This is a genomic window from Janthinobacterium sp. HH106, from assembly GCF_001758725.1.
Taxonomy (GTDB): Bacteria; Pseudomonadota; Gammaproteobacteria; order Burkholderiales; family Burkholderiaceae_D; genus Janthinobacterium.
On record NZ_LRIC01000005.1, the window covers coordinates 82313 to 98094 of the forward strand.

Annotated in this window: 14 protein-coding genes; 5 read left to right on the forward strand and 9 right to left on the reverse strand. The window is 64.0% G+C overall.

Features of this window, described 5'->3' with window-relative positions; genetic code table 11:
- Nucleotides 1-5 precede the first annotated feature (5 nt).
- From fabI to JAB8_RS04240, 3 genes are all read right to left on the reverse strand, one after another.
- Nucleotides 6-791: an enoyl-ACP reductase FabI gene (fabI, locus tag JAB8_RS04230; RefSeq protein WP_070288633.1), complete on the reverse strand. Its 786-nt coding sequence runs from the start codon at nucleotides 789-791 to the stop codon at nucleotides 6-8.
- Nucleotides 788-973: a hypothetical protein gene (locus tag JAB8_RS04235; protein WP_070224279.1), complete on the reverse strand. Its 186-nt coding sequence runs from the start codon at nucleotides 971-973 to the stop codon at nucleotides 788-790. Before JAB8_RS04235 ends, fabI begins: the two co-directional genes overlap by 4 nt.
- A 428-nt stretch (nucleotides 974-1401) precedes the next feature.
- Nucleotides 1402-2844 carry an IgA Peptidase M64 gene (locus JAB8_RS04240; protein ID WP_070288634.1) on the reverse strand — a complete coding sequence of 481 codons (1443 nt, stop codon included), beginning with the start codon at nucleotides 2842-2844 and terminating at the stop codon, nucleotides 1402-1404.
- Between the two features lie 213 nt (nucleotides 2845-3057).
- Between JAB8_RS04240 and JAB8_RS04245 the strand changes: the two genes are divergently transcribed.
- Nucleotides 3058-3660 carry a TetR/AcrR family transcriptional regulator gene (locus JAB8_RS04245; RefSeq protein WP_070288635.1) on the forward strand — a complete coding sequence of 201 codons (603 nt, stop codon included), beginning with the start codon at nucleotides 3058-3060 and terminating at the stop codon, nucleotides 3658-3660.
- An 8-nt stretch (nucleotides 3661-3668) separates the two neighbouring features.
- Complete coding sequence (locus tag JAB8_RS04250; RefSeq protein ID WP_254679444.1) at nucleotides 3669-4871, forward strand: DUF418 domain-containing protein; 1203 nt, start codon at nucleotides 3669-3671, stop codon at nucleotides 4869-4871.
- Here JAB8_RS04250 and JAB8_RS04255 read toward each other — a convergent pair.
- The 3 genes from JAB8_RS04255 to JAB8_RS04265 all read right to left on the reverse strand — a co-directional run bounded on the left by JAB8_RS04255 (nucleotide 4862) and on the right by JAB8_RS04265 (nucleotide 10057).
- On the reverse strand, nucleotides 4862-6115 hold the full coding sequence (locus tag JAB8_RS04255; RefSeq protein ID WP_070224311.1) for a cyanophycinase: 1254 nt from the start codon (nucleotides 6113-6115) through the stop codon (nucleotides 4862-4864). The two genes, JAB8_RS04250 and JAB8_RS04255, sit on opposite strands and share 10 nt — an antisense overlap.
- Before the next feature lie 148 nt (nucleotides 6116-6263).
- A complete protein-coding gene (locus JAB8_RS04260; RefSeq protein ID WP_070288637.1) occupies nucleotides 6264-9023 on the reverse strand; it encodes a TonB-dependent receptor in 2760 nt (919 codons plus the stop codon).
- A 32-nt stretch (nucleotides 9024-9055) separates the two neighbouring features.
- The gene (locus JAB8_RS04265) at nucleotides 9056-10057 is read right to left on the reverse strand and encodes a MurR/RpiR family transcriptional regulator (RefSeq protein ID WP_070288638.1); all 1002 of its coding nucleotides are present in this window, start codon (nucleotides 10055-10057) and stop codon (nucleotides 9056-9058) included.
- Between the two features lie 175 nt (nucleotides 10058-10232).
- Between JAB8_RS04265 and JAB8_RS04270 the strand changes: the two genes are divergently transcribed.
- Nucleotides 10233-11393 carry a succinylglutamate desuccinylase/aspartoacylase family protein gene (locus JAB8_RS04270; RefSeq protein WP_254679445.1) on the forward strand — a complete coding sequence of 387 codons (1161 nt, stop codon included), beginning with the start codon at nucleotides 10233-10235 and terminating at the stop codon, nucleotides 11391-11393.
- 18 nt (nucleotides 11394-11411) lie between these two features.
- Nucleotides 11412-12800, forward strand: a complete 1389-nt coding sequence (locus tag JAB8_RS04275) for a putative basic amino acid antiporter YfcC (protein ID WP_162995779.1) — start codon at nucleotides 11412-11414, stop codon at nucleotides 12798-12800.
- 24 nt (nucleotides 12801-12824) lie between these two features.
- Here the strand turns inward: JAB8_RS04275 and JAB8_RS04280 are convergent, their stop codons facing one another.
- Nucleotides 12825-13250 (reverse strand): GNAT family N-acetyltransferase, encoded by a 426-nt coding sequence (locus JAB8_RS04280; RefSeq protein WP_070288648.1) that lies wholly within the window; start codon nucleotides 13248-13250, stop codon nucleotides 12825-12827.
- A gap of 166 nt (nucleotides 13251-13416) precedes the next feature.
- The gene (locus tag JAB8_RS04285; RefSeq protein ID WP_070288640.1) at nucleotides 13417-13614 is read right to left on the reverse strand and encodes a hypothetical protein; all 198 of its coding nucleotides are present in this window, start codon (nucleotides 13612-13614) and stop codon (nucleotides 13417-13419) included.
- 265 nt (nucleotides 13615-13879) lie between these two features.
- Between JAB8_RS04285 and argH the strand changes: the two genes are divergently transcribed.
- The gene (argH, locus tag JAB8_RS04290; protein WP_070288641.1) at nucleotides 13880-15277 is read left to right on the forward strand and encodes an argininosuccinate lyase; all 1398 of its coding nucleotides are present in this window, start codon (nucleotides 13880-13882) and stop codon (nucleotides 15275-15277) included.
- A 59-nt stretch (nucleotides 15278-15336) separates the two neighbouring features.
- Here the strand turns inward: argH and JAB8_RS04295 are convergent.
- A partial coding sequence (locus JAB8_RS04295) for an IS1595 family transposase (RefSeq protein WP_139142941.1) occupies nucleotides 15337-15782 on the reverse strand: 446 nt, incomplete at its 5' end.

The following is a 15782-nucleotide window of genomic DNA, read 5'->3' on the forward strand; positions in this document are numbered from 1 at the left end:
TCCAGTCAATTCAGAATGTTGTAGCCGCCATCGACATACAGGGTGCCGCCCGTGATGGCGCGCGCGCCGTCGCCGGCGAGGAAGGCGCACAGCGCGCCCACGTCCTCGATGGTGGCCAGGCGGCGCATGGGCGAGCGTTCGATGGCGTCGGCCATCAGGCGGTCGAAATGGGCGATGCCGGAAGCGGCCCGCGTCTCCAGTGGGCCCGGCGAAATGGCGTTGACGCGGATGCCTTGCGGCCCCAGTTCGGCGGCCAGGTAGCGCACCGACGCTTCCAGCGCCGCCTTTACGGGCCCCATCAGGCCGTAGTCGGCGATGACTTCCTCGGCGCCCAGGTAGCTCATGGTCATCAGGCTGCCGCCGTCCCGCATCAGGGGTTCGGCCAGCTTCGCCATGCGCATGAAGGAGTGACAAGAGATATCCATCGCCTGCGCAAAACCGTCGGCCGAACTGTCCGTGACCCTGCCATGCAAATCCTGTTTCGGCGCGTAGGCAATGGAATGGACGACGAAATCGAGCGTGCCCCACTGCCGTCCGATCTGCGCGAACAGCGCCTCCAATTGACCCGGCACGGCCACGTCGAGCGGCGCCATGATGGCCGCCTGCACTTGCTGCGCCAGCGGCTCCACGTGCGCTCTGGCCTTGTCATTAAGCCAGGTCACGGCCAGTTCGGCACCGGCCGCGCGCAGCGCGCTGGCGCAGCCCCAGGCGATGCTTTGCGCATTGGCGATGCCCACCACCAGCCCACGCTTGCCCTGCAAAGGCAAGTGCGGGTGCAAGCCGGCCGTCATGCCTGGACCGGACGCAAGGCGGGCCACGGCGTGGCCGCCTGCACGCAGCGCACCGCGCCGGCACGCGTGGCGGCCGCGCTCATGGCCAGGGTCACGCCGCCGGCGCGCGCATACGGCAAGGCAATCGGTGTGTGGGGATGGAGGGTATTGCACGCGTCAGGCGCGGGGGTCTGCATCTTCATGAATCGGCTTCCGTCACTGAAATTCGAGGCCGGCACCAGTGCATTCTCGGGGAACTGGTACAGGGCGAAAATTACTCTACAGCATTTAGATACGTGATTCGCGATGAGTCCGGTCCGCATGCTTATCGTTTTTGAGCTAGGTCAACTATAAGTGCGATTGCGGCGATGCAACATTGATATACATCAAATTCTACATCAATATTATTTAAATGAACTAATTGACAAGCAATCGAATCGCGGTGCTTATTTGATAATATCGCGGGGCTGGCGCACAGAAAGGCGGCCGAGCAAAAGAAGGGGGAATTGCCTGAAAAACAAACTACGCGGCGCCGTGGCGCGCGGCGCAAGGCGGGAAACGGTGAAACGGGGGGCCATGCTATTGCGATGCAACATGGCCCGCCATGCTTATTCCAACGATATGAACGGCATTATTTTCCCGGCACCGTGGCGGGACGCGAATACAGGTCGATGATGGTGCTGATGCCATCCTGGCATACGGAACAGAAGGTCTCGCTGCGGTCGAACATGATGCATTGCATCTCGGGCCGGTAATAGCCGGACGATTCATAGTTCGCGCCTTCGAAGGCGCCCACCGCATGGCGCTGCGGCGCCTTCGAGAACAGCTGCTGCGTGTACGCCAGGTCGGCCTTGAACAAGCCGCTCATCTCGCTTTCCGGGCGGTTGGCCGCGCGCAGGGCGGCGCGCTGCTTCTGGTATTCACGCGCATGGCTGTCGTACGCTTCCTTCGGCCAGGGTGTCGGCAGCGGCGTGCCGGCCTTGACGTGGCTCTTCCATTTCAGCTTGGCCGGATCGCGCAGCGCCGTGGCATTCGGCTCCCACGGCTCCTGGCGCTCGCCGTTCGACTGGTAGGCAACGGGCGAAGTGTAGTACTCGTCGGCCAGGCCGGCGAAATGGTGGCCGAATTCATGCACGAACAGGTAATTGGCCCAGTCGTTGTTCGCTGCCGCCGTGCTGAACTGGCCGAAGATGCCGCCCCCGCCGTAGGTATCGTTATTGACGAGGATTTCGATGAATTCGTACGGCGCGTACTGCGCCAGGTCGCGCAGCGCGCGGTTGTCCGTCGTCAGCACATAGCGCTCGCTGCCGAAGATGTCGTAGCGCGTGCCCAGCGGCGAGGCGTGATGCACGCCCGTCGATGGACGCGACACGCCCGATTCCTGCGTCGGCGCGGCCATGGCCCAGACGTTGAAATCTTTGGCCCGCTCGCGAAATGGCGAGACGGAAAACAGGTGCTCGGCCAATTTGCGCGCCGTCGCTTCGAACTTGCCCATTTCGGCGGCCGTGTAGCCATCGCCCATGATCAGGAGATCGACCTTCTCGGACGAGGGGCCTTCGACACGGATCGGGATCGGCTTGACGGGCGCTGGCGGCTGCTTGCGGATCACGTCCTGCGCGGCAGGATCGACGTCGGTGCTCCACACAATGGAAAACAGGCCACGCTCGTCGCGCTTGAGGATGCGCACGCGCACGGGGTGCTCGGGCTGCGGGAAGCGCACGGATTCCTGAAACGCGCGCGTGGTGGTTTTCGCTTCGTCGGTGCTGGCCCACTCGCCGAAGATGGTGGAAAAGCCGCGCGAGTACAGCACCTTGCCCGACTTGATGTCGACCACTTCCAGCATATTGTTGCCGCGGTTGCTGTCATCGATGGGACGCGCCAGGTTACCGGGCCATGGCAGGGGCTCGACCAGCACGCGCTCGACCGCATAATGCTCGCCCAGCGCATTGCCGCTGTGCTGGTAATCGAGGCGCATGGTGGCCGGCTGGGCAGCATTGGCCGCTTGCGCGGCAGGGACGATGCCGGCGGCCAGCGCCAGCGCGCACAGGAAGGATCGAATCGGGGTCTGCTGCATCTCATTCCTAACACGGTAGAAAAACGGGTAAAAGAAGCGGTTTTCCGAACAAACAGCGGCGCCAGCGGCGGGCATGGAAAAATCCGGTGCGGCACATTGTAGCGACAGGAATCGGCACTGCAAAGCATCCATTTCACGCCCCGCTTGACCGCGCCGCGCAATCCACTTATATTAGACTGACTAGTCGATTAAACAAAAGGACAGCCAACCACCATGCGCACCATCGATCCCGATAAACACGCGGCCCGCCGCGACGCCATTCTCGCCGCCGCGCGCCACTGCTTCGCGCGCAAGGGCTTTCACCAGACCAGCACCACCGCCATCTGCACGCAGGCGGGCATGAGTCCTGGCAACCTGTTTCACTATTTCCCCACCAAGCAAGCCATCATCGCCGCCATCGTCGACCAGGAAGGCAGCGAGACGGCCGCCTATTTCGCCGGCGTGCAAGGCAGCGCCGATGCGTACGGCGCCCTGCTCGACTTCATGGACCTGGTGCTGGCGCTGGCGGCCGACGGGGACTTTGCGGGACTGGCGCTGGACATTGCCGCCGAGGCGATGCGCGACACGGACATCGCGGCCAGGGTGGCGCGCAACGACGCCAGCCTGCGCGGCGGCCTGCAAACCTTGCTGGCAGAGGCGGCGGCGGCAGGCCAGATCGACGCCGCGCTGGACGCCGCGCAAACGGCTGGCTGGATCGCCGCGCTGATCGACGGCATCTTCAACCGGGTCGCCGTCGATCCCGATTATGCACCGCTGGCGCAGCGCGCCAGTTTGCACCTGCTGCTGGCGCGCTTCCTGCGCCCTGCCCTGGCATGAGCGCCGCCATGCCAACCCCGCCCGCGCGCATTGCCGACGTCGACGCCCTGCGCGGCTGCGCCCTGTTCGGCATTTTGGCCGTCAATATCGGCGCCTTCGCCACACCGTGGTTCGGTCTGGGCATGACCGATCCCGCCTTTCACGGCGGCGTCGACCACGCTACGCATTTTCTTGTCGCGCTGCTGTTCGAGACCAAGTTCTACCTGCTGTTTTCCTTCCTGTTCGGCTACAGCTTCACCTTGCAGATGCAGGCGGCCGCGCGCGCCGATGCGCCGTTCGTGCCGCGCATGCTGCGCCGGCAGGCGGGCCTGTGGCTGATCGGCGCCCTGCATGCCGTGTTCCTGTTTCATGGCGACATACTGACCACCTACGCCGTGCTGGGCATCGTGCTGCTGGCGCTGCACCGTTGCGGCGAACGCCAGGCACTGTGCCTGGCCCTGGTGCTCGTCACCGTCTGCGCCGCGTTCTGGGCAGGCATGGCCTGGCTGCAAAGCCTGCAGCCGGCGGGCGACGCGGCGGACAACGCCGTGGCGATGGCGCAAAAGGCGGCAACGGCGCTGGCAGCCTACCGCGCCACGCCGGCCGCCGTCGTCAATCAGCACTTGCGCGAACTGAGCGACATCTGGATCGTCCTGCTGCTGGTGCAGGCACCGTGCGCGCTGGCCATGTTCCTGTGCGGCCTGGCCGCCGGCAAGCGCGAGATGCTGCTGCACGCGGCCGACTATCTGCCGCTGCGCCGCCGCCTGCTGTGGGCCGGCGCGCTGGCAGGCCTGCCCGGCGCCGCCGTATATGCGTGGACCTCCGTGTATGGCGAGAGCCAGGCATGGCAGGTGGCGGGACTGGCCGTGGGCCTGGCGAGCGCGCCGCTGCTGGCGGGCGCCTACCTGGCATGCGCGCTGACCCTGTTCGAACGGCTGCGCGACGGCACGCTGTTTGCGCTGCTGGCCGATACGGGCCGCATGGCCCTGTCGAACTACCTGCTGCAGTCAGCCGTCTGCGCCTGGCTGTTCCTCGCGTATGGCGCGCGCTTGATGGGCAGCGTCTCGCCGCTCGGCGCGCTGGCGCTGGCCGTCATCATCTTCAGCCTGCAGCTGCCCCTGAGCCGCTGGTGGCTGCGCGGCCACGCCTATGGCCCCGTCGAATGGCTGCTGCGGGCCCTGACGATCGCCGCGTGGCCGCGCTGGCGGCGCGCCAGTGCAAGCTACTTGTAGCGGTACAGCGGCTGGCGCAGCTGGATGGGGCGGATGTCGAGGCGCAGCTTGAGCACCGAATACGCTTCCGCCTCGGTCGAGCTGTAGCCGACGCTGTTGACCGTTTTACTGAAGCGGAACTCGAAGCCCAGCTCCGGGTACGGGTCGCGCGGGTTGCCGAAGGCGATGCCGATGGCTTCCTGCTGCGCGTTGTCGATCAGGTTGCCCATCAGGTCGAGCACGGCGTTGTTGCCGAGGATATCGTTGGTAAACACGGGCTCGCGCATGTCGGGCTGGTTCGGATCGAGCTTGTTGTCGGCCTTGTCCGGCGAGGGCGTAAACACGCGCGTGACGAGGTTGAATTTGTCGCCCCGGTCCAGATAGCTGATGGCAGCATTGCTGATATTGAAATTTTTCACGCCGCGGTCGCTGATGGCGCCCGACAGGTCGATCAGCAGGGCGCCGCTGTAGCCGATCACTTCCACGTCGCGCATGGCGTCGACCACCATGGCGCTGTTTTCATCGATACCCAGTCCCAGGTGATAGCCTTTTTTCAGCATCACGGGAATCATGCGCGCAAAGCGCCCGCGCACCAGCAGATGCTGGTCCACAAAAACGTCGCTGCCGATGAAGCCCAGTCCGGGCGCGATCTCGCGGCCATCCGTGACGCCCATCTTGAGCATGTCGAGCACGGGTTTGGCATCGTAGAACATGGTCGTGCTCATGATGGCCGCGCCGGCGCTGGAACCGGCGATCACGCCGCCGTTGCGGTAGACCGACCAGATGGCTTCCAGCGCGGCCGTGCGGCTGCCGTCCGGGCGCAGCAACGCTTGCGTGATGCGCCCCTGGTCGCCGCCGGCAAAATAGATGCCTGTGGCCGACTTGATCTGCGTGACGATGGCCGGATCTTCGGCCGCCTTGCGGTAATCGCGATTGGCCAGCTTGACGGCCAGCGGCACGAAAAAGGCGTCCGCGCCATATTGATTGAGCTTCCTGATGATGCTTTCACCCGATTTTTCCGGGTTCATCGCGGCCGAGGCCAGCACGGCGATGCGCGCGCCCGGACCGCCCGACAACTTGACGATGCGCTGCCACACTTCGGCATTGTCGGCGCGCAGGCCGCCGCCGATGATGACGAGCGTACCCTGCGGCGCGCTGCCGATGGCGCTGCCGCCGGGCGCCGCCACGGCATGGAAGCTGCACAATGCCAGCGCGAACAGCAGCGCGGCGCAAAAGGTGTGGTACCGGATTGAGAATAATTTCATGATGCCTTTCGAATACAAGGAAAGGGGCGCGCACTTGTTGATACCGGCGCGCGCCCTTGCTGCCAAAACTGCTGCCTGCCACCCAACTGCATCGAACTACGATACTACTTGCCGCATATGACAGCGTTGTTGCGGTATCTCCAGTTTTTTACTTGAAGCTGTAATTGGCGCTGGCGTAGAAGCGCCGGCCGCGCGGGTCGGCGTAGCTGGGGTCATAGCCGGACAGGAAGAAAAATGCCTGGTTCGAGTATGGCGGACTGGTATTGAACAGATTCTGTATGCCGGCGCGCAGCTTGAACTGCTGGCTGACCGCATACGCGCCCGACATGTCCCACAGCGTGTAGGCCTTCACGCGGTTCGGCTTGACCACGCTGCCGTCGTCGGTATTGATGGCCGAGTTCTGGTCATCGTAGCCGCTCGAATACGTGTTCGACAGGCTGGCCGAATACGGGCCATTGTCCCAGTCGAGGGTGATCGTATGGCGCCAGCGCTGCACCACGCCGTCCGTGACGAACTTGTTCAGATTGCTGATGAAGACATCGCCAGGGCTGGTCTGGATTTTTGAGCCGAGCACATAGGTGCCGCTCAGATGTCCGCCAAAGCGTCCCCACGCCGTTTTCACGCCATGCAGATCGGCCGTGATATCGATGCCCGAGGCTTTTTGCGCACCGCGGTTTTCCTTGCGCAGCTCGATGTAGCGGATTCCATTGTCTTCGTCGCGGTGTACGAGATTGCCGTACTTGGACAGGTTGGACAGGATGATGTCGTCGCCGATTTCGCTGATCAAATCCGTGCGCCTGATGTTCCAGTAGTCGGCACTGAAGGTCCAGTGCTGGCCGGGCTCGAGCACCACGCCGGCCGTGAACTGGCGGCTGCGCTCCGGTTTCAGCTTGTCGTTGCTGTAGCGGCGCGTACGCCAGTTGTCGGCGCAGACGGAGTAGTCGTTGTTCTCGGCTTCGCAGTACACGGGATCAGGCAGGGTCGCCGTCTGGCTGTAGACAGTGGGCCGATGCAGGTCCGACATCGACGGCGCGCGGAAGCCCTTGCCGGCCGAGGCGCGCAGCAGCACCTCCTTGCTGGGCATGTAGGTCAGGCCGATCTTCGGACTGAGGGCGCCGCCCACTTGCTGGTAATGGTCATAGCGGCCGGACAGCTGCGCCTGCCATTGCTTGCTAAACGGCAATAGCAATTCACTATAGATGGCCTGCACGTTGCGGCTGTCGCTGGTGGCCACGCCGCCTTCGGGCGCGTCATCGTTGGTGATGTTACCGCTCATTAGCAATGCGGATGGCCGGAAATCCGTGCGCTCGCGCCGCACTTCGCCGCCCACCGCCAACGCCATGTCGCCGCCGCCCATGGACATCAAGGCACGCGACACCTTGAAATCGAGCGCATCCATGACGCCGCGCGCGTGCCGCACTTCGTCGTTGACCTGGATGCTCTCGAGCAGCGCCTTGCCCGCCGCACTGGAGGGGCCGAAGGGATTGATGGTGCCATCCGTGATGCCCTTTTGTAGCTGGTCTGCCAGGAGGTAGCCGTGCGTGTCCTTGTCCCTGACCACATTGACACTGTGATTCAAGCCCACGTCGTAATCCCAGCCGCCCACGGTGCCGGTGGCGCCCACCACGTAACGCTGGCTTTCGCTGGTCAATTCGCTGGTGCGCATGCCCGCTTCGTTCAGGCGGATGCGCAGGGCCAGCGTGCCGGTCAACCCGGCAGCGTTCAGCTGCGGCACCATGCTGGCGTCGATTTCGCCATCCGGCCGCGCTGTCGATCCCACGTAATAGCTGCGCGAGCGGCTCAGCGCCACCTCCGCATACAATTGGTGATCGTTGTTCAATTTGAGGACGCCGCGCGTGAGCAGGTTCTGCTTGTCCGTTTTCGGATACAGCTCGGTGTCGCCCATGTAGTTATAGGTACACGCATCGACGCCGCCCGTGCCGGCAGGCAGGTACACATTGGCCGGTCCGCTGCAGCCCGGAATCGACAGATTAATCAGGCGATTCGTGATCGGCTGGCCATTGAGCAGGAAGCCCTGCTCCTGCAGGTAGTCGCGCTGGTCGCTGGAGAGGCGGATATTTGCCGGACTGGTGTAACTGGACAGCAAATGGCCGAGGCGTTCCGGCACCTGCAGGTGCGGAATGAACTTGCGCTGCGAGGTGCTCAGACGGTCGGTTTTTTGCAGGTCGACCACGGCAAAGATATTGTAGCCATCCGTGGCCAGGTCGCCCGTGCCGGCCGTGATGCTGGCCGTGCGCTTGCCGGCGCCGCCTTCCTGCGTGCCGCTGCCGTAGGCGTTCAGTTCCACGCCCTGGTAATCCTTGCGCGTAATAAAATTGATGACGCCGCCGATGGCGTCCGTGCCGTACAGGGCCGAGGCGCCGTCGAGCAGCACTTCCACACGCTGCAGGGCGGCGGCGGGAATGTTATTGAGGTCCACGCCCGCATCGTCGCCGGGCGAGGCAAAGTTGGCCATGCGGCGGCCATTGAGCAGCACCAGGGTCGACGAGGTGCCCACGCCGCGCAGGTTGGCGCTGTTGAAGCCGCGCTGGTCGCCGCCCACGTTGATGCTGACGCCATCGGTCAGGCCGCCCACGTTGGCCGAGACGCGCGCCATCAGCTCGGCCGCCGTCGTCACGCCCGCCTTTTCGATCTCGGCCCGCGTGATGATCTGCACGGGCAGCGCCGTCTCCGACTCCAGCCGCTTGATGGCCGACCCCGTGATTTCCACGCGCTGCATTTTTTTCGGCGCCGGCTCCACATCCGGCCCCTGCTCTTGCGCCTGCGCGCCGCCGGCCAGCATGCCCAGCGCCGCCGACACGCTCAGGGCCCCCAGCGCCAGCCGCACGCCTTGCGCCAGCACCGATTCGCGCGGCAAGGAGCCGCCGTCCTGTTTTTTCATCTGCATTGTCATTCTCCCCGGATGTTGATGCCTGATTTTTATAATGATTTTGGGACTGCCTTGCGTTGCTTTGAAGCTGTTTTCCGCGCGCCTTGCACGCCATGTTCGCCGCCATACAGATAGGCGGAGATGACTTCGCTCAAGCGGGCCGCTTTTTCTACGTTCTTCCTGTTCGATACCATCAGCGCCACGGCCAGCGCCTCGATCATGGCCAGCGCCGTGCTGGCGCTGCTGGGCAGGACGGGATGCGTGCTTTGCGCATACAGCGCGTGGTCGGCCAGTTCGCCCAGGGGCGACGCGGGCGAGTCGGTGAGCGCCACGATGCAGGCGCCGCGGTCGCGCGCGAAGCTGGCCAGGCCGATGCAGTCGAGCGTGTAGCGGGGGAACGAGATCACCACGAGCACGTCCTGCGCCGTCAGGTTGACCAGATGACCGGCCGCCACTTCCGAGCCGCCGATGCCCACCACTTCCACCACGTGCGGGCAAAACGGCTGCAGATGCTGCACCAGCATGCCCGCCAGGTTGGCCGACAGGCCGAAACCCATCACGTACACGACCTTGGCGCGCGTCAGGCGGCGCACAACGGCCAGCATGGCGGGCGGCGACAGGGCATCGGACGTGGCGGCGATGTTCGCGGCCGCATATTCCAGGCTTTCCGTGATGGGCGAGGTGGCGCGCGCGCGCCGTTCTATCGTGCGGCGCAGTTTGTCGACCGGCTGCAGCAGCGATTGCAGGGTTTCGGCCATGGCGCCGCGCATGGCCGAGTAATTCTTCTGACCGATATCGCGCGCGAAGCGACTGATGGTGGCCGTCGACACCTGGCAGCTGTCGGCCAGTTCCTCGATGCCCAGCGCCGTCACGCGCATCTGGTTGCGCAGCAGGTAATCGGCGATCTGCCGCTGCGAAGCCGAGCCGCCGGCCAGCACGTGCATCAGCGCCTGCCCCAGCGGCGATTGCGCGAAGGCGGCATCGGGCGACGCCAGCGAGGTGGCAAGTGGCGTGGGGGCGCTGCTTCTGGCAGGACTGGCGGATGCTCTCATATCACTGGCGGCCTGTATTCTTGGGCACTGCTGATCACTGGCGGAGGGGGAAATCGGGTCGCTGGAACTTACTGTACTCATATCAAAAAGAAAACTCAACAAATATTTGTAAAAGGATTTTCATTGATTTACTTCGTGAAAATATTGCTACATAATCGACCGGAATCCATCAACCATGCACCTTTTCGGGGCGCCCACCATGCAAGTACAGCAGCATTCCATCTCCACCGCGCACGCCAGCATGTCATGCCAATTGAGCAGCTTCCACTTCGGCAGCGCGGCCGCCACCAGCCGCAGCGGCAAGAAGGTCTACATCCAGGCGGCCCTGCACGCGGACGAGGTACCGGGCATGCTGGTGTCGCAATTTTTGCGCCGCGAACTGCTGGCGCTGGAAGCGGCCGGCAAGGTGCACGGCGAAATCATCCTGGTACCGGCCGCCAACCCGATCGGCCTGGCGCAAGCCATCCATGGCGCGCCGTTCGGCCGTTTCGACCTGACCACCGGCATCAACTTCAACCGCGCCTACCGCCACGTGGCTGATGAATTGAAAACCACGCTCGATGGCCAGCTGGGGCAGGATGCGCAAGCCAACGTGGCGCTGATACGCGAGCACGCGCGCGCCGCCGTCGCCGCCTGGCGGCCGGGCACGGATGCGGAGACGCTGAAGAAAACCCTGCTGGGCATGGCCATCGACGCCGACATCGTGCTCGACCTGCATTGCGATAACGAGGCAGCCCTGCACATCTATACGGGCACGCCGCTGGCGGCACAGATCGCGCCCCTGTCCGCGCTCCTGGGTGCGCGCGCCGTGCTGCTGGAACTGGCGGCAGGCGAAGAGCCGTTCGACGAAGCCTGCAGCCGCTTGTGGTGGGATCTCGACGCGCACTTCGGCGGCCGCTATCCGATTCCCGCCGCCTGCCTGTCGACCACCGTCGAACTGCGCGGCGAGGTGGAGGTGAGCTACGCCCTGGCCGAACGCGACGCCGCCGCCCTGCTGCGCTTTCTCGCCATCGAGGGCGTGCTGGACATCGCCGGCGCCGGCGACGACCTGCCCGCGCCGCAATGTACGCCAACGCCGCTGGCGGGCGTGGAACCGATTCTCGCGCCGCATCACGGCGTGCTGGTCTACCTGCGCGAAATGGGCGACGTGCTGGCCGCCGGCGACGCGGTGGCCGACCTGATCGACCCCGTCAGCGGCGAGACGACGACCTTGCGCTGCACCGTCGCCGGTGTCTTTTTTGCGCGCAGCGCCCACCGCCACGTCCTGCGCGGCATGAACGTCGGCAAGGTCGCAGGCAGCATCGCCTTCCGCGGCGGCAGCCTGTTGAGCCAATAAATGTCACAAAAAAGCGCCATGAGAACATTCAAGCTTCCCAATACCTTCGTCCTGCTGTGCGCCATCCTGGCCATGATCGCCCTGGCGACCTGGCTGGTGCCGGGCGGGAAATTCGACACCCAGCTGGTCAACGGCAAGCAGCTGATCATCCCCGGCACGTTTCATTACGTAGCCAACAAGCCGCAGGGACTGGCCGCGCTGATGATGGCGCCCATCAAGGGCTTCGTCGACGCCAGCCTGATCATCGGCTTCGTGCTGATCGTCGGCGGCGCCTTCGCCGTGCTGCAAAAAACGGAAGCCTTCGATTCGCTGATCAAGGCCATCGCCAAGGCGCACACCAGTTCGCGCTTCGTGCGCGCCGCCATCATCCCCGTCTTTTTTACGATGTTTTCGCTGGGCGGCGCCACCTTCGGCATGAACGAGGAAGCGATTCCCTTCATCCTGATCTTCGTGCCGCTGGCCCTGGCCCTGGGCTACGACACCATCACGGGCGTGTCGATTCCCTTCATCGGCTCGCAGGTGGGCTTTTCCGCCGCCTTTTTAAATCCGTTCAACGTCGGCATTGCGCAGGGCATCGCCGGCGTGCCGATCTTTTCCGGCATCGGCTACCGCCTGATCGTGTGGGCCATCGCCACTGCCGTCAGCATCGTGTTTTTGATGTGGTATGCGGCGCGCATCAAGCGCCATCCGGAAAAAAGCCCGACCTACCTGCTCGATATCGAAAAGCGCAGCGAACATTCGATGGACCTGGACAGCTTTGCCGGCATGACGCGCACGCACCGCGCCGTACTGTGGATCTTCATGGCGACCTTGCTGACGATGGTCGTCGGCGTCGTCAAGTACGACTGGTTCATCGATGAAATCGCCGCGTTGTTCCTGGTGATGGCCATCATCGTCGGCCTGGTCGGCCGGCTCGACATGGACAGCCTGGTCGCCTCCTTCGTGCAGGGCGCGCGCGACATGGTCAGCGTGGCGCTGGTCATCGCGCTGGCGCGCGGCACCATGATCCTGGCGCGCGACGCGCAGATCATCGACACCATACTGCATGCATTGACGCCCCTGGTGGCCTCGTCGAGCCCCGTCTTCGCCGCGCAAAAGATGTTCTTCATGCAGTCGGTGATCAACTTCTTCATCCACTCGGGCAGCGGCCAGGCGGCGCTGACCATGCCCATCATGGCGCCGCTGGCCGACCTGGTCGGCGTGACGCGCCAGACGGCCATCCTGGCCTTCCAGTTCGGCGAATTCACCACGCCGATGATCCCCACGTCCGGCATCACCGTCGGCGTGCTGGCGCTGGCGCGCGTGCCCTGGATCACGTGGGCCAAATGGATGATCCCGCTGCAGCTGATCTACCTGGTGCTGGCGCTGCTGCTCTTGATTCCGCCCTGCCTGATGCACTGGCAGTGAGCGCCGGTCCAGCTGCTCAGGCAATCAACGCTGGTAGATATCCGGCACATACCGCTCCATCAGCGTCTCCGGCCTGAGCGGCGCCGTAAAGCCGTAGCGCGCATACAAATCATGCGCCGTGCTGGTGGCCAGCATGAAACGGCGCAAGCCCTGCAAGCCGGGATGCGCCGTCACGGCCTCCATCAGGCGCTGGCTGTAGCCACGGCCGCGGTATTCTTCCAGCACATACACGTCGACCAGATAGGCAAACGTGGCGTAGTCGGTGACCACGCGGGCGAACGCCACCTGACGGCCGTCCAGCGTGCCGCCAAAGCAGAGCGAATGGTCGATCGCGCGCTGTACGGTAGCCAACGGGATGCCGATGGCCCATGTCGATTGCGTGCTGAGAAAATGGTGGATGGCTGGAACGTCGAGTTCCGCCTTGTCGGTGCGGATCATCAAATGTGACATCGCGCTGGCCCTGCTATCGTTGAAAAACACGATCATCGGCCTTTTTGCTGCGGCTGTCACCAGGGCTCGAGAGAACCAGGGGCGCCGCCCGTTCTGCCTGTCCGTGATGCGGTGTTGCTGTTTGCTGCCGATGCTTCTTGTACTGCCTGCAATCCCATCGCCACGCTTACAGGGCAGCTTTTTCTTCGGCGCTCAAACGCTTGGCGCTGACGTACACGGTGTGCATGGTGGCTTGATCGGCGCTGGCGGCGATGGGGGCCGGCGCGGCGCGGAACTTCGGCACGGCAGCGGTGGCCAGGCTGGTGGCGGCGGCGACGGCGATGATGGCAACGAAGATGGCTTCCATGTTTTTAGCGATGTTCATGATGGTGTCCTGTGAGTGGGTGGTTGTGTGCTGCGATGATTGAACTGTAGGCCGATCCTCCCTGAACCGCCATCGGATTGCGACCAAACGCACGATTCGCGGGACAGAATACAAAAAGCCCCGATGAAACGCACAACAGGCACCCGGCGTGGCATTTGAGGCTGGCCAGCCCCATTCCTGGCCATTTCAGCGCCCTGCAAACCCCTAAAAGCCCTACCGCCGGCCAACCTTGTTTATAATCGCCGTACACTAAAGGACTTCTTTCATGACTGATCAATTCTCCAAAAAGGGCGAAGCCTGGTCGGCCCGGTTTTCCGAACCGGTCTCGGACCTCGTCAAGCGCTACACAGCTTCTGTATTTTTTGACAAGCGCCTGGCGCTGTTCGACATCGAAGGTTCGCTGGCCCATGCGGAAATGCTGCATGCGCAAGCCATCATCAGCCCGGCCGACTACGCGGAAATCCAGCGCGGCATGGCGCAAATTTCGCAGGAAATCGCCGCCGGCCAGTTCGAATGGCTGCTGGACCTGGAAGATGTCCACCTGAATATCGAAAAACGCCTGACCGAACTGGTAGGCGATGCGGGCAAGCGCTTGCACACGGGCCGTTCACGCAACGACCAGGTGGCCACCGACATCCGCCTGTACGTGCGTTCCGCCATCGACGACATCAGCGCCCTGCTGGCGACGTTGCGCAGCGCGCTGACGGACCTGGCCGAGCAGCATGCCGACACCATCATGCCGGGCTTCACCCACATGCAGGTGGCCCAGCCGATCACTTTCGGCCACCACATGCTGGCGTATGTCGAAATGTTCGGCCGCGACGCCGAGCGCATGGCCGACTGCCGCAAGCGCGTCAACCGCCTGCCGCTGGGCGCCGCCGCCCTGGCCGGCACCACCTTCCCCATCGACCGCCTGCGCGTGGCAAAAACGCTGGGCTTTGACGACGTGTGCCACAACTCGCTCGACGCCGTCTCGGACCGCGACTTCGCCATCGAATTTTGCGCCGCCTCCGCCGTGCTGATGATGCACGTGTCGCGCATGGCCGAAGAGCTGGTGATCTGGATGAGCCCACGCATCGGCTTCATCGACATCGCCGACCGCTTCTGCACCGGCTCGTCGATCATGCCGCAAAAGAAAAACCCGGACGTGCCGGAACTGGCGCGTGGCAAGACGGGCCGCGTCTACGGCCACCTGATTGGCCTCTTGACCCTGATGAAAGGCCAGCCGCTGGCCTACAACAAGGACAACCAGGAAGACAAGGAACCGCTGTTCGACACCGTCGATACCGTCATCGATACCCTGCGCATCTTCGCCGACATGGCCGGCGGCATCACGGTGAAACCGGAAGCGATGCGCGCGGCGGCCCTGCAAGGCTACGCCACGGCGACCGACCTGGCCGACTATCTGGTCAAGAAAGGCTTGCCGTTCCGCGACGCCCATGAAGCGGTGGCCCTGGCCGTGCGCGCCTGCGTCGATGCCGGCTGCGACCTGGCCGACCTGTCTTTGGAGCAGCTGCGCGCGTTTTCGCCGCTGACCGGCGAAGACGTATTCGAGGTGCTGACCCTGGAAGGCTCCGTTGCCGCGCGCGACCACGTGGGCGGCACCGCGCCACGCCAGGTACGCGAAGCGATCGCCCGCGTGCGCACGCAGCTGGAAAAATAAAACCGGTTCTTGCCGGCAAGCGCCCCGCTGCAGCGATGCAGCGGGGCCTTTTTCATTGGCTATGTCACCATCAGATGTGGGAATGCTCCTAGCGTTGCCTTCAATAATGTTTCCGGCGACCGGATACGCCCGGCGTCCAGTATCCAGCGCCAGCCCAGGTAATTCGGCAGGTAGCGCGTCGCCACGCCGTGAAAGGGGCGTAGCCATGCCCGCAGGCGGCTGTGATATGCATTGACGTTCTGTACATGCGCGGCGCCCTGCACGCGGATGCCTGCGCGCACATTGACGGCCTGGTGGCTGATCCCCGCTTCCTTGGCAAAGGCGCGATAGGCGGCATGGCTATCGGTGAGCAACAGGATATCCTTGTCGATCATGGGCAATAAATAATGGCGCACCTGCGCCTTCGTCAGCGCCCCTTTTCCGGTGACGAAATCGAGAGTTTGTCCCGTACGGTCGCGCGCCACCAGGATGCAGACCTGCTCATTGGAAATGCCACGCCGGCGGG